Annotated in this window: 13 protein-coding genes; 3 read left to right on the forward strand and 10 right to left on the reverse strand. The window is 52.0% G+C overall.

The annotated features are described in order from the left end of the window. Positions 1-37: 37 nt before the first annotated feature. The 5 genes from amtB to EAH77_RS04875 form a co-directional block, all read right to left on the reverse strand. Positions 38-1,327 carry an ammonium transporter AmtB gene (gene amtB, locus EAH77_RS04855; protein WP_140470675.1) on the reverse strand — a complete coding sequence of 430 codons (1,290 nt, stop codon included), beginning with the start codon at positions 1,325-1,327 and terminating at the stop codon, positions 38-40. A gap of 67 nt (positions 1,328-1,394) precedes the next feature. Then, the gene (gene glnK / locus EAH77_RS04860; protein WP_009639071.1) at positions 1,395-1,733 is read right to left on the reverse strand and encodes a P-II family nitrogen regulator; all 339 of its coding nucleotides are present in this window, start codon (positions 1,731-1,733) and stop codon (positions 1,395-1,397) included. Positions 1,734-2,074: 341 nt separating this feature from the next. Next, positions 2,075-3,859, reverse strand: a complete 1,785-nt coding sequence (locus EAH77_RS04865) for a SmdB family multidrug efflux ABC transporter permease/ATP-binding protein (RefSeq protein WP_140470676.1) — start codon at positions 3,857-3,859, stop codon at positions 2,075-2,077. Continuing rightward, a complete protein-coding gene (locus EAH77_RS04870; protein WP_140470677.1) occupies positions 3,852-5,639 on the reverse strand; it encodes a SmdA family multidrug ABC transporter permease/ATP-binding protein in 1,788 nt (595 codons plus the stop codon). Before EAH77_RS04870 ends, EAH77_RS04865 begins: the two co-directional genes overlap by 8 nt. A gap of 191 nt (positions 5,640-5,830) precedes the next feature. Further along, positions 5,831-6,286 carry an Lrp/AsnC family transcriptional regulator gene (locus EAH77_RS04875; protein WP_140470678.1) on the reverse strand — a complete coding sequence of 152 codons (456 nt, stop codon included), beginning with the start codon at positions 6,284-6,286 and terminating at the stop codon, positions 5,831-5,833. A gap of 120 nt (positions 6,287-6,406) precedes the next feature. On the opposite strand from EAH77_RS04875, the gene EAH77_RS04880 reads away from it, so the two are divergent. Further along, a complete protein-coding gene (locus EAH77_RS04880) occupies positions 6,407-7,450 on the forward strand; it encodes a PLP-dependent cysteine synthase family protein (RefSeq protein ID WP_140470679.1) in 1,044 nt (347 codons plus the stop codon). Positions 7,451-7,598: 148 nt separating this feature from the next. Here EAH77_RS04880 and cof read toward each other — a convergent pair whose 3' ends face one another. Beyond that, positions 7,599-8,420, reverse strand: coding sequence for an HMP-PP phosphatase (gene cof / locus EAH77_RS04885; protein ID WP_140470680.1), 822 nt, complete (start codon positions 8,418-8,420; stop codon positions 7,599-7,601). Positions 8,421-8,651: 231 nt separating this feature from the next. Between cof and EAH77_RS04890 the strand changes: the two genes are divergently transcribed. Both EAH77_RS04890 and queC read left to right on the forward strand, forming a co-directional pair. Continuing rightward, complete coding sequence (locus EAH77_RS04890) at positions 8,652-10,352, forward strand: SgrR family transcriptional regulator (protein ID WP_140470681.1); 1,701 nt, start codon at positions 8,652-8,654, stop codon at positions 10,350-10,352. Between the two features lie 89 nt (positions 10,353-10,441). After that, a complete protein-coding gene (gene queC, locus EAH77_RS04895; RefSeq protein WP_140470682.1) occupies positions 10,442-11,140 on the forward strand; it encodes a 7-cyano-7-deazaguanine synthase QueC in 699 nt (232 codons plus the stop codon). An 84-nt stretch (positions 11,141-11,224) separates the two neighbouring features. Here the strand turns inward: queC and EAH77_RS04900 are convergent, their stop codons facing one another. The 4 genes from EAH77_RS04900 to hupB all read right to left on the reverse strand — a co-directional run bounded on the left by EAH77_RS04900 (position 11,225) and on the right by hupB (position 14,599). Beyond that, positions 11,225-11,626 carry a YbgC/FadM family acyl-CoA thioesterase gene (locus EAH77_RS04900; protein WP_161985766.1) on the reverse strand — a complete coding sequence of 134 codons (402 nt, stop codon included), beginning with the start codon at positions 11,624-11,626 and terminating at the stop codon, positions 11,225-11,227. A 119-nt stretch (positions 11,627-11,745) separates the two neighbouring features. Beyond that, positions 11,746-12,138 carry a ComEA family DNA-binding protein gene (locus EAH77_RS04905; RefSeq protein WP_140470684.1) on the reverse strand — a complete coding sequence of 131 codons (393 nt, stop codon included), beginning with the start codon at positions 12,136-12,138 and terminating at the stop codon, positions 11,746-11,748. Positions 12,139-12,275: 137 nt separating this feature from the next. Continuing rightward, the gene (gene ppiD, locus EAH77_RS04910; RefSeq protein WP_140470685.1) at positions 12,276-14,156 is read right to left on the reverse strand and encodes a peptidylprolyl isomerase; all 1,881 of its coding nucleotides are present in this window, start codon (positions 14,154-14,156) and stop codon (positions 12,276-12,278) included. Between the two features lie 167 nt (positions 14,157-14,323). Then, positions 14,324-14,599, reverse strand: coding sequence for a nucleoid-associated protein HU-beta (hupB, locus tag EAH77_RS04915; protein ID WP_140470871.1), 276 nt, complete (start codon positions 14,597-14,599; stop codon positions 14,324-14,326). Positions 14,600-14,775: the final 176 nt, after the last annotated feature.

Consider the following 14,775-nt stretch of genomic DNA (forward strand, 5'->3'; position numbering starts at 1 on the left):
AAGAATCAAGTAGCACACTGCTTTCTCTGACCCCATTTTATTGGTTGTAAGCGTTTTCGCCGTGGCTGTTGACGTCCAGACCTTCGCGTTCCTGTTCTTCAGGGACACGCAGACCGACCAGCATATCCGCCACTTTGTAAGCGATGAAGGCGACAACACCAGACCATACCAGCGTAACACCGACGCTTAACAGCTGAATCAACACCTGATGACCCATAGTCACGCCTTCTGCGTAGCCTACGCCGCCCAGAGAGCTGGAAGTAAATACGCCAGTCAGGATACAACCCACAATACCGCACACGCCGTGGACACCGAATACGTCACAGGTGTCATCCACATTAAGCCATTTCTTCAGGGTAACCACACCCCACAGGCCGGCAACACCCCCAATCAGACCGATGACTAACGCACCACCCACACCGACCGTACCGCACGCAGGGGTGATAGCAACCAGACCCGCGATAGCACCAGAGCTCGCACCCAGCAGTGAAGGCTTACCACGTACCATCCACTCAACGAAGGTCCAGGAGAGGATTGCACCCGCTGTCGCCATGACGGTATTCAGGAAGGCCAGCGCAGCGATGGAACTTGCTGCACTTGCTGAACCGGCGTTGAAGCCAAACCAACCGACGTACAGAATTGAAGCGCCAGTGAAGACCATTGGCAGGTTGTGCGGTTTGAATGCTTCTTTACCAAAGCCTGCACGTTTACCCACCAGGTAAGCACCCACCAGACCCGCGATAGCGGCGTTGATGTGCACGACAGTACCGCCAGCAAAGTCCAGCGCACCATCTGCAGCCAGGAAACCACCTGCCCAAACCATGTGTGCAATCGGCAGATAAGAGAAGGTCAGCCAAATCACAGTGAAAATCAGGACTGCAGCGAAGCGTACACGTTCTGCCAGACCACCGACGACCAGCGCCACGGTGATACACGCAAATGAGCATTGGAAAGCGACGTGGATCAACTGCGAGAAGGTACCGGTGACAGAATCCAAGCCAATGCCTTTGAGCATGGCATTACCGAAACCACCAAAGAAGGCGTTGCCTTCGCTGAAGGCCAGACTGTAGCCATACAGCATCCAAAGGACACAAACCAGAGCAAAAGTGACGATGACCTGAGTCAGCATCGACAACACGTTTTTAGAACGCAGCAAACCGCCGTAAAACAGTGCCACACCCGGAACGGTCATGAACAAGACCAATGCGGTACAAATCATCATGAAGGCGTTATCAGCACCGTTCGCGACTGCTGGCGCAGCGGCCATTGCGAGTGATGGCAGCATGGCTACAGCGCCGAGTCCCATCATCGAAAGAAGTTTTTTCATTATTAACCCACCCCTGTTTCTCTAAGCTATTGTTCTAAAATTATGTTCTAAAGTCATGAGCCCGAAATTACAGTGCTGCTTCGTCAGTTTCGCCGGTACGAATGCGAATAACGCGTTGCAATTCAGCAACAAAAATTTTGCCATCACCGATCTTGCCGGTGTAGGCCGCTTTACTGATAACATCGATCACTTCATCAAGTTGATCATCAGCAATCGCAATATCAATTTTGACTTTTGGCAGGAAATTAACGCTGTACTCCGCACCACGATACAACTCCGCATGTCCCTTCTGACGACCAAAACCTTTAACTTCGGTCACGGTCAACCCTTGAATTCCTACAGCAGACAGCGCTTCGCGCACGTCTTCCAGCTTGAAAGGTTTGATCACCACAGTAACCAGTTTCATTTTGCCACTCCTCGAATTAAGAGCTTGTCGCGAGGGGATTCGCGCCCGATACGCATTGATTAAAGCAAAGGCTGTGCCAGAGTTGTGCTCAAGGTAGGATTAACAGCTTTGCCGCACGGCAACGCCATCTTCAGAATATTGTGATGTGGAACACAGTTGCTCGAGGGCGTATTAAACAGTCCGCCATGCACCATAAAAGTGCAGCACGCAATTTTTCAGTGCATTCGGGGAGCAGCGGCGAAGGCGGTGCCTGATGATGGTGCGGGAGTGATGCAGCGAGATAAAAAGGACAGGAAAGATGAAAACTGAAAGCCGCGCGAAACGCGGCTTTCAGTGGGGCGTCAAACGTTCTCAGGAACCGGTAATTCGTGCTGGCCAGAAGCCAGTTCTTCGCCCACCAGTTGCAACTGATACATTTGATAATAGCGGCCTTTTTCTGCCAGGAGCTGTTGATGATTCCCCTGCTCAACGGCCTGACCTCGATGCAACACCATAATATTGTCAGCATCGACAATGGTCGATAAACGGTGCGCGATCACCACCAGCGTAGTTTGTTGCCTGATGGCGCGAAGCGCACGCTGGATCGCCTGTTCTGTTCCCGAGTCAATATTAGCGGTTGCCTCGTCAAGGATCAGAATTTCTGGCGCTTGCACCAGAACACGTGCCATCGCCAGTAATTGCTTCTGCCCTACCGAGAGATTATTGCCCTGCTCGCCCAGCCGGGTATATACACCGTCAGACATCGCGCGGACCAACGGCGCAAGTTGCACGGTTTCCAGCGCATGCCAGACTTGCTCCTCGTCGATATCACGTCCTAATGTCACGTTAGCATAGACAGATTCAGCCAGAACCACCGGGTCCTGCTGGACCATCGCAATGCCTTTTCGCAGGCTGGTGTGAGATAGCTCAGAAAGCAAGCGCCCATCCACCCGAATCTCACCGTGGTTGACCGGGTAATAACCCATCAGTAAATTCGCCAGTGTGCTTTTACCACTGCCGGTATGACCGACTAACGCCGCAAAGCCACGCGAAGGCACATGAAGGGAGATGTTCTCCAGTACCCACTGTTCCTGGCGATAAGCAAAACTCAGGTCACGAATATCAATCTCGCCGCTGGCCAGTGGTTTGACGTCTTCACCATATTGCTGCTGCGTCCGGTCCATCAGATCAAAGATGCGCTCGCCGGCCACCACCGCTTGCTGGAAAATCGACTGCTGTGAGGTTAGCGCAATCAGCGGCTCATTAAGACGCCCCAGGTAATTAATGAAGGCATACAGCACACCGACGCCAATGGTTCCCTCGGCACTGAAGCCGAATAACAGCAAAAGACCGCAGAGGATCAGCGAGGAGAACAGGCTCAGCAGCGGTCGCAACAAGAAACCTTCCAGTTTGAGGGTCTGCATACGGGCAAGATAGTGCGACTGACTGGCTCTCGCCAAACGCTCACCAAAGCGCTTCTGCTGACGAAATTGCTGAATAACGCCCATACCGTTGATCACTTCATTGAAGCCATCATTAATGTCCGCCAGATAGCTGCGAACCCGGCGCACAACGGGCGTGCTGTATACCTGATATACCGCCATGACGATGAACACTGCCGGGAAAATACAGATGGCAATCGACGCCAGGCGCCAGTCGAGACTGTACATCGCCACCAGCATGGCACCGATCAGCGCCATACTGCGCAGCACCGTCGACACCACCGTGACATAAAGGTCACGGATCACCTCAGTGTCATTGGTCACGCGTGAAATTAACTGCCCGACCGGCTGAGTGTCGAAAGCGCTGAGAGGCTGGCGCAAGGCGGCATCCATCACATCGGTTCGCAGTTGCTGCACCACGCCAACCGCTGCACGGTTAAATAGCAGCGCCTGTGAGTAGTGGAGTCCGGCGGCCAGGAATTGCAGCAAAATAAAGGCAATCGCCAGCAGACTGACCATCCCAAGTGGCAACTCCCCTTTCGAGACATAGTGATCAATAAAAAAGCTGATAAGAATGGGCCCCAGTACTTCAGCCGCTGCGGCCACCCAAAGCATGATCACCGCGATCGACAATGGCTTGCGGTAGGCTTTGCCGTAACTCAGGAGTCTTTTCAGCGTCGGCCAGCTTTTCTGAATTTTAATCATGTTTATTTTCAACCAAAACCTGTGGAACCTGTTCTACCGGAACATCGTCAAGCGCGGCTTCAAGCTGCTGATAACGGTACATATCGCGATACCAGCCGGGTTGTGAGGACAGATGGTCATGATCGCCCCGCTGAGCCACGGTGCCGCTGTTAAACACCAAAATCTCACTGGCTTCGGTCAGGGCTGACAAACGGTGGGCGCTGATGATCACCGTGCGGTCACTGCCCCACTGGCGCAGATTGTGAAGAATTTGATGTTCGGTGCGCCCGTCCACGGCAGAAAGTGCGTCATCGAGGATGAGAATTTCCGCCTGCAACAGCAGCGCTCGGGCAATCGAAATACGCTGCTTCTGACCACCGGAAAGCATCACACCACGCTCACCCACTTCCGTTTCATACCCCTGCGGCAGGCGCAGAATATCGTCGTGAACGCTGGCTAGACGGGCGGCTTCCTCGATCTCCTGCTGGGTGGCTTGCGGGCGACCAAGAGCAATATTTTGCGCCACGGTGTCAGAGAACAGGAATGGCGTCTGACTCACCACCGCCATGCGGCCACGCCAGTCATCAAGCCTGACTTTTTTCAACGACATACCGTGATAGCTAATATCACCCTCACTCACATCAAACTGGCGTTGAATAAGCCCGAGCAACGTACTTTTACCCGACCCCGTCGGCCCACATAACCCCAGCATCTGGCCGGGCCGCAGAATGAATTCTACAGCGTGCAAAGCAGGCTGGCTGTTTTCGGGATAATGGAAATCAACAACCTGCACCTCAAGGCTGGAACGCCCGGCAGGCAACGGCGTTTCGCCATCAACTACACTTGGCGCTTCCTGCAATAAACTGCGGATCCGGCTGTATGCCGCGCTACCACGTTCAACAATATTGAACATCCAGGCCAGCGCCAGCATCGGCCAGATCATCAAACCGAGGTACATGACGAAGCTAGTCAGTTGCCCCAGCGTAAGATGGCCGTTCACCACCATCCAACTTCCCCCACCGATAGCCAACAGGTTGGCCATACCGATGGCGACATAGATCGTTGGGTCAAAACGCGCATCCACACGCGCGACACGCATATTTTTAACCCCGGTATCCGCCGCGACATCGGCAAACTGCGAGGACTGATGATTTTCCAGGCCGAAAGCTTTGATCATGCGGATACTGGTCAGACTCTCCTGTGCCTGATCGTTTAGCGAGGAGAACGCCGCCTGTGCAGTTTTAAAACGCTGATGCAACTGGTCGCCATAACGTTTGATGACAATCGCCATGATGGGCATCGGCACCAAAGAAAGCAGCGTCAGTTGCCAGCTGATCTGTGTGGCCATGACAATCAGCACTACCAGCCCCATCACCATCGAATCGACCAGCGTCAGTACCCCTTCGCCTGCGGCAAAAACAACGCGATCCACGTCATTGGTGGCACGGGCAATCAGATCCCCGGTTCGGTGACGCAGATAGAATGCCGGATGCTGACGGCTGAGCTGTTTAAAAAAGTTCTGACGCAGTTCGACGGCCAACTGATAGGAGGCTCCAAACAGCAGAACGCGCCAGACATAGCGCAACAGATACACCACAATAGCCGTGCCCAGCATCAGCCCGAGCCAGCCGAATAAGACTTTTGGGGTCATTTGTTTTGAGGCCACGCCATCAATGACAATCCCCACCAGTTTTGGCGGCAGTAACTGCAAAATAGCGATGACGATCAGCAGAGCGACAGCACCGAGGTAACGTCGCCATTCACGGCGGAAATACCAGCCTAATTGAGCAAACAATCTCACGCAGATTTATCCATTTATTGATGACCAACACATTGGCCTTCTAACACCCAGAATGATTTTTATTATCGAGCAGCGACCAGAATACCATTGTTAACATGCCATTCTGATGAAACTTTTTGCTGAAACATGGCATAACAATTTGACTTCAGCGGCGCCACAACACGGCAGCAATAGCGAAGATTTTGATGTGCTTACAATGGTAATGCAGTGGTGGATTTAATCCGTTCCATTGCAAAACTCGAAGTCACGTCGATCAGGCCAGGAACGCCGTTGACCAACCGCTTGTAAAAGTTGTCGTAGCTTTTCATATCCGCCACCTGCACTTGCAGCAAATAATCATATTCACCCGCCATACGGTAAAAGCTCAGCACCTCGGGCAGCGCGGCTACCTGATCAACAAAATTTCGATACCAGTCGCTGCTATGGTGCTGAGTTTTAATCAGCACAAATGCCGTCAGGCTCAGCCCCAGCTTTTCGTTATCCAGCAGCGCGACCCGGCCGCGAATGATCCCCTGATCCTCGAGGCGTTTCAGACGTTTCCAGCAGGGCGTAGTGGTCAGATTTACGGCGTCTGCCAGCACGGTGATCGACTGAGTGCAGTCTTCCTGCAACATCGCCAATAGTTTGCGGTCAATTTTATCTACCATTTATCCACTCTGGAGAAAAAAATTCTCTTATCATGTAATTTTATAGTCTAAAGAGTAACTTATTTCTCCGTTGAATACGTTAACCTAAAGACAATCAAAATCCTTTCCACGGACTTCAACATGACCAATGCCTGGGTGAATAACGCCATTAAAGAGATCGACGCAGATTTTCAGCGTTCTGCCGACACCCATCTGATGCGCCTGAATCTGGCGGATTTCCCCGGCATATCACTCTACCTGAAAGATGAAAGTACCCATCCGTCCGGCAGCCTGAAACACCGCCTGGCCCGTTCGCTGTTTTTGTATGGACTGTGCAACGGCTGGATCCGTGAGAATACGCCGATCATTGAAGCCTCTTCGGGCAGCACGGCTATTTCAGAAGCCTATTTTGCCCGCCTGCTCGGCCTGCCGTTTATCGCCGTCATGCCATCATGTACCGCGCCGCGTAAGATCCAGCAAATCGAATTTTACGGCGGACGCTGCCATTTCGTTGAGAATTCCGGCCAGATTTATGCTGCCTCCGAACAGTTGGCGCGCGAGTTAAAAGGCCACTATATGGATCAGTTTACCTATGCCGAGCGCGCGACCGACTGGCGCGGTAATAACAATATTGCCGACAGCATCTTCCGTCAGATGTCTTTGGAGCCACACCCAATACCGCGTTATCTGGTGATGAGCGCAGGAACCGGCGGTACTTCCGCCACGCTCGGCCGCTATATCCGCTATCAGGGGCATGATACGGAACTGGTCGTCGTCGACCCTGAGAATTCAGTGTTTTACGATTATTATCAGCAACGCGATCCGTCGGTTACCGCACAATGCAGCAGCCGTATTGAAGGGATTGGCCGCCCGCGCGCCGAACCGTCGTTTATTCCCAGCGTGATTGACAGTATGATCCGCGTGCCAGATGCCGCCAGCATTGCCACCCTGCGTTGGCTGGAAACCGTTCTGGGCCGCAAGGTCGGCGGTTCCACCGGTACCAACGTGTGGGGTGCGCTTGAACTGGCAAAACAGATGCGTGAGAAAGGCGAAACCGGCTCAATTGTGACGTTGCTATGCGACAGCGGCGAACGGTATCTGAATACCTATTTCAATGAAGAGTGGGTGGCAGCGAATATCGGCGACATCAGTCATTACAGCCAGCAATTAGCTGGCGTGTGCTGATTATTGATTGATACATAAAAGCCGGAATGAGTCACAGACAGGCTGGGTCAGCTCAGGTAACTGTATGAAATTCCTATGAGAATTTGACGGCAGAGGTACGGCAGACAGAAAAAAGCCGGGACAGATAGCCCGGCTGGCTGAAATAACCTTAATATTCGGGGGAATAGGTGAGGTGTGGTGAATGCAGCCAATGTTGTAAAAAGTGGGACACTGCCTGATTCTGGCAATGGCCGATAACTTGCAGATGAGGAGAATGTTGTTTCAGCACCGGCAACGCGTTCCCCATAACCAGCCCCATGCCGACGTTCTCCAGCATTTCGCGGTCATTCATCGCATCACCAAACGCCATGCATTCAGACATCTCAATTCCCAGTTTGCCCGTCAGCAGCGCCAGCGCACTGCCTTTATTACTGCCCGCGGGCATGATGTCCAGACAGTCAGCGGCGGAGAAACAGAGATCAACGCGTGAGCCGAAGTGAGCTTCTATCGACGGCACCAATTCAAGCAGCACTTCATGCGGCGCGGTAAAACAGACTTTGCTGTTACCGGTGACGGGCAGCGTTGACAGCTCGCATAACTGATAGCCAAAACCGCTGAACTCATGCGGCACCAGCAGCTGCGGGTCATCGAGGTCGGTGAACCAACCTTCATCACGAAAAACATGCAGACTGGCAGGCGTATTCCAGCGGGTATTCAACAGTTCTTCAGCACAATCTGACGATAAATCACTGGCATGCAGGCGGTGCCCGGCCAAGTCATGGATACGTGTTCCGTTGCCAGTGATCAAGTATCCTTCCAGATTCAGGTTCGCCAGAATGTCCTTCATTTCAAGGTAATGGCGTCCTGTCGCAAACGTCAGCGTCATCGGTTTATTAGCCAATTGACGCAAAGTAGACAGCGTTTTTTCACCCAACCGGTGATCTGGCATTAGCAGCGTGCCATCCATATCAAAAGCAGCCAAACGGAACATAAAACCTCGCAATTACCAGACAGAACGGCATGAAAGAGAGTTTCCTGACTGACTGCCTTCGAAAGAGTTCACCCTAAGAGTATGCCCCCGTATTTACGGAAGTAATAGGGAACACTTTATAAATACTGTTCCTGATTTAGCTCACATTCCGCCTTTCCGCCAGATGTGCCAGTGCGCAGACTCCGTTATGCTAACCCCCTAGCCTATATTATCTGAACGTTGCGAATTCCTATGCGATTGCAAAACCGTCTTAATCAGTATCAGCGGCTGTATGTGAACGTCGGCAATCAGCCTTCAGCATTAACCGTTGCCGATCTGGCTGAAATCTTTTGTTGCAGCGAACGTCATACACGCACTTTACTGGCGCAGTTTCAGCATGCAGGCTGGATAAGCTGGCAGTCACAGCCGGGCCGTGGAAAACGCGCCTCGATTCAGTGCCTGACATCGCCCGAAAGTTTGCGCGAGTCCTATCTGCAACAGTTGCTGAAAAATGGCGATCACTCAGCCGCTTTGCAACTCAGTGAAATGGATCCTCAGCATCTCAATGCCTTGCTGTCACCGCATCTTGGCGGGCAGTGGCAGGCAGATGCCCCGACGCTGCGCATTCCCTACTATCGCACTATGCAACGGTTGGACCCGCAAACCCTGACCGGAAGAGCAGAACAACATCTGGCGCATACTCTCCATGCGGGTCTGACGCGCTTTATTACCGGAGAACCCCTGCCGCAACCCGATCTGGCACACCACTGGCAGATCAGTAACAACGGGAAAACCTGGCGTTTCTTTCTGCGCAGCCAGCTCTATTGGCACAATGGTGAACCGGTGACCGCCAGCCAACTGTGCAGTTGCTTTGAAGTCCTGCGCCAATCGCCGCGCAGCAGCCACGGGCTGGCGAGTGTGGCTCAGCTCAGTCAACCTCATGCTCTTTGCCTGCAATTCGATTTAGAGGTCCCGGATTACTGGCTGGCCCACCGCCTTGCGGACCTCAACTGTCTGTTGTCGCATCCCAATGATCCGACTTGCGGGGCCGGGCCTTTTCGTCTGGCAAGTTTTGCGCCGGAATTGGTCCGCCTGGAGCAACATACTTATTACCATTTGCAGCATCCTTTTTTGGCCGCCATTGAATTTTGGATAACACCACAACTGTTCGCGCAAAAAGACAATGTCAGTTGTCAGCACCCCGTGCGGATCATGTTAGGTGAACAGAACGAACTCGATGAGGTAAAACCGGTAAAGCGCAGTACCAGCCTGGGGTTTTGCTATATTGCAGCCAACCTTCGGCGAGGGCATTTGTCCTGCGAGCAGGCACAGAAAATCATTATGATCATTCAGCATTCAGGCCTGCTGAATAGGTTGCCGATCGATCACGATCTCGTGAAACCCAGCAAAGAGATGCTGCCTGGATGGCCAATTCCTGAGCACGATGTGGCGCAGGTATCTCTGCCAAAAAAACTTAAATTAGTGTTTCATCCGCCAATAGAACTTGAATTTGTAGCCGAGGCACTGAAAACCTGTTTGGCTATTGAGGGTTGCGAGTTGGAGGTTCTCTATCATCCCGGCCGCTTGTGGGATGATGTTGAATCGATCGCGTCTGCCGATCTGCTGCTTGGCGACCGTCTGATTGGCGAAGCACCTGAAGCCACGCTGGAGAACTGGCTGCGTCAGGACCCGCTGTGGCCCGGTATTCTCAGTGATGAAGATCTACGGGAGCAAGAGTGTCGCTTGCGGTCGATTCAGCAAATTCCTCTCGCCAATAAAAGAGCAGAAGAGCTGCGGGAGCATTTTTATCGCTGGATGAAACGCGGGATCATCACGCCGCTGTTTAACTATCAATATCAGGTCAGCGCGCCGCCTCGCGTAAATGGCGTTCAGCTGACCGCGTGGGGTTGGTTTGATTTTTGTCAGGCGTGGATCCCGCCGCCTCTGCCCTGACCTTTTATATCAAGCGAAAGGGCAGTAACATGGGCGTGATTTTTATTGTCAGCGCATCGGGCAAACACTCGAATCAAACAGGTAAAAAAATGAAAAGAGCAGTGGTGGTTTTTAGCGGGGGTCAGGATTCAACGACCTGCCTTATTCAGGCATTGACGCAATATGATGAAGTGCAGTGCATTACCTTCGATTATGGTCAACGACATCGCGCTGAGATCGACATTGCCCGCCAGCTTTCCGTTAAGTTGGGTGCGAAAGCCCATAAGGTGCTGGATGTCGGCCTGCTGAACGAACTCGCGGTCAGCAGCCTGACCCGCGACAACATTCCCGTCCCTGCTTTAGGTGAGACGGAAGATAACGGCCTGCCTAGCACCTTTGTTCCGGGCCGCAATATTTTGTTCCTCACGCTGGCAGCGATTTACGCCTATCAGATTCAGGCTGAGGCAGTCATAACCGGCGTGTGTGAAACTGACTTCTCCGGCTACCCTGACTGTCGCGACGAATTCGTTAAAGCACTAAACCATGCGGTATCACTGGGCATCGCCCGTGAAATCCGCTTTGAAACGCCACTGATGTGGCTCAACAAGGCGGAAACCTGGGCACTGGCTGACTATTACCAGCAGTTGGAATTGGTACGCCACCAAACGCTCACCTGTTATAACGGCATTGCGGGTGAGGGCTGTGGTGAATGCGCCGCCTGTCATTTACGTGCCAACGGCCTGCAACAGTATCAGCAGGATAAAAACGGTGTGAATGCCAGTTTGAAAAAGAAAACGGGCCTGCGTTAAGGTCAACTATCTCATGGCTGGGTTGTGACCTCACGCCCGGCCAGTCACCTTCCCAGCCTTTAGCCTACTTTTCACCGCAATACCTTAATTCTCCTTCAGCTCCAGCTCACGCAATCTTTCCAGCAGTTCACCTTCAAGCGGCAAGGCTTTTTGTGTTCGCAAATCAATACAGACAAAGGTCAGGGTGGCGTCGGCGACAATATCACCTTCACGGGTGATCACCTGTTCTATGACGCCGCTTCGGCCATTGAGCTGTTGAAGGCTGCTGTCGATGCGTAATACATCGCCTAAGGTGGCTGGCTTGCGGTAGTTGATATTAATGTTAACTACGATGAACGCGATGTTATTGGCGCTCATCCACTTGAAGCCGCTTTTATTATCAAGCCACTCCCAGCGGGCAGATTCTAAAAACTCAAGATAGCGGGCATTATTAACATGTTGATAGACGTCGATATGAAAACCGCGAACGGTGATAAATGTATGCATAATCTCTTCGGCACTCCTGCGAAAGGGGTCAGATAAGGCATCTGTACTGGTCAGACGTCTTGAAAGATTAGCAGAAGAAAACGGCGATAACCTTTATCAGGTTATCGCCGCGACATCCGTCACAGTTTCAGACGGTCCTTGTTACGTTCAAATAATGCTGCACCAATTCCCGGGACTTCCTGCAACTGCTCTATCGCGGTGAACTGCCCCAACTCTTCGCGATAACTGATGATCGCCTGCCCTTTTTTGAGCCCCACGCCGTTCATCACCCGGGCAAAATCTTCGGCGGTTGCCGTATTGATGTTGACCGAAGCGTCATCCGTGGTGATAGCTTGCTCTTTTTTAGCTACAGACGTTCCCACCTTGTTGATCGGAGCCTGAGCTGCAGCCGACGTTGATGCCGTGGTGGCAACCGAACTGACCGCCGTTGGCGCTGCCTGAAGCATGACAGGAAGAGTAGAAAGACCCAAAGCCAGGGCCAGTGAGAGTGAAGTAATGCCTAATTTTTTCATGCTGTATCCTCCATGTGTTTTCAGCACGGACAGAGTGCAGCAAGTTTTATCAGGCAACAACGGGCAGATTCAACATATGGAAAAGGCCGCGAAAGCGGCCTTTGGTTGTTGCAACGCGTTGCAAATGTTTGCGGCGTTTACTGGACTTGAGCGGCAGAACCCAGCTTGATTTTGGCTTCCTGACGAAGGTTCGTCAGCAACGCATCAAAAGTAACGTTAGACGAAGACTGCTGCAATTCCTGCTCAAAGCGTGCCGTTTCATTATCTGGCAGCTTGCCCGGATTAACCGCAGTCAGCTCAACGAGAACACTGTTACCTTTCTCATCCTGCGATAAGCCGTATACCGGCTGGTCTTTTTGTGGATGCGGCAATGCATAAACGTTTTGTTCAAACGCGGATGGCTGCTGAGTGCGCTGGACTTTCAGTATGTCGCCAAAGCTCAGACCTGCGGCCTTCAACGCTTCATCACCTTTACCGGCTTTAAGTGCCGTCAGTAGCTTCTCACCATCGATACGTGCCTGGTTTTCCGCTTTCTGACGTTTCACTAATGCAACCACTTGATCTTTAACGTCAGCGAAAGGCTTGAAGCCTTCAGCTTTGTGAGCATCAACGCGCACAACAAACGCACGGTCGCCGTCAACAGTAATGATGTCTGAGTTGTTGCCCGGCGTGCCGTCCTGACCAATCAAACCACCTTCGAAGATAGCCTGAACGACAGGTTTGAAGTTAATGCCCGCGGGGATAGCTTGCTGAGTAAACCAGTCAGTATGGGTCGCTTTCACGCCAGCGACTTCTTCGGCCGAGGCCAAAGACTCGTTGTCGTTAGTCGCGGCTTCGCTGACTTTTTGCTGTAACGCATAGTATGCGTCAACGGCTTTCTCTTGTTTCAGCTTATTCACGATGCTGTCGTGTACCTGAGCCAGGGGCTTGGTCTGCTCTGGTTTAATGTCTTCGAGACGCAGAATGAAGAAGCCACTGTCAGATTTAATCACACCGGAAACCTGACCTTTGGTTGTCAGATTGGCGCTTTTGAATTCCGGCAGTGTCGTTTCAGGTTCAACCCAATCCATTAAGCCGCCCTGCTTACCGCTCAGCGTATCAATCGACTTGGATTTTGCCAGTGCGGCAAAATCAGCACCTTTGCTCAATTCAGCAGCAACGGCATCGGCATCCGCCTGGGTTTTGAGAACGATGACGCTATAACGACGTCGCTCTGGCTGACCGAACTCGCTCTTATGCTGGTCATAGTAAGCAGTTACATCGGCATCGCTTACGGTTGATTTTCCCTGCATAACCGCGGCATCCATTTGGATGTAGCTGACTTTTACCTGTTCAGGAGAGACAAAGTTATTTTTGTTCTGCTCGTAAAACGCCTGCGCTTCACTGTCGCTAACCTGCTGTTTCGCAGCCAGCGCTGCGGTATCCAGGGTTGCCGTACGCACGTCGCGTTCCTGCAAAAGCAACTCAGACATGGTTTTAGTTTCAGCCGGCAGAACGAAATCTGACGTGCCAAAAGCCTGAGCCAGCTGTTGACTGACCAATTGCTGTTTCATCAATTTAGCAAAATTGTCTGCGCTGTAACCCATACCCTGGATACTTTGCAGGTATTTGGTATTGTCGAAATGGCCATCAGTCTGGAATTGTGGGGTCGCCAGAATAGCGTCTTTGATCTGTTGATCGCTGACGGTGATACCCAATTTTTTGGAATACTGGTCGAGCAAAGTCACGTCAATCAGGTTATTAAGGGATTCCTGACGCAGTTGCTGCATGTAGCCATCACTGCCTGCCAGCGCAGAGAATTGATCCCCAAGCTGTTGCTGCAGTCGGCTACGCTGGCTTTGCACCGCTTCTTCCAACTGAGCACGTCCAATTTCCTGACCATTCACTTTCGCTGCATAGTCGCCCGAACCGCCGGTCAAGTAGCTACTCATCCCTGTCAAAACAAAGGACAGAATAATCAAGGCCAGAATGATTTTGAGCGCGACGTGACTGGAGGCCGCGCGTAAATTGTCCATCATAGTGAGGCAACACTCCGCTGTAATAAAAAAAGCGCATCGATTCCGATGCGCCTTGTATCTTACCTTACCAGCCCGGTGACGTCAGGTTATTGTTTAACAACCAGACCTGGGAATAAAGCACGCTTTGGGCTTTCGTCTCGCAGGTTTGACGCCTGACCTGCAGGTAATTAACCGTTGACGGCGTCTTTCAACGCTTTACCAGCACGGAAACCAGGTACTTTTGCCGCAGCAATACTGATTTCTTTCCCAGTCTGCGGGTTGCGTCCAGTGCGCGCAGAACGCTCACGAACAGAGAAAGTACCAAAGCCTACCAGTGCAACTTCTTCCCCAGATTTCAAGGTGTCTGTTACCGATCCAAGTACAGCATCCAATACACGCCCAGCAGCCGCTTTAGAAATATCAGCACCGGCGGCAATTTTGTCGATCAGTTGTGACTTATTCACTCTATTCATCCCCTCTTGAAATTCTATCGTCATATCGCATTTTCCCTGCAAATATGACAGCGCAGCTGTTATATCAAGCTTGTCAGGGCTATGCAAGCGGCTGAAAGCAGCCTGAAACTTCCTGACAGCTAACTAACTTAACGACACAAAAAAAGGCTGGCAAGTGAGATTTCACC

Source organism: Ewingella americana, from assembly GCF_006438725.1.
GTDB classification, from domain to species: domain Bacteria; phylum Pseudomonadota; class Gammaproteobacteria; order Enterobacterales; family Enterobacteriaceae; genus Ewingella; species Ewingella americana_A.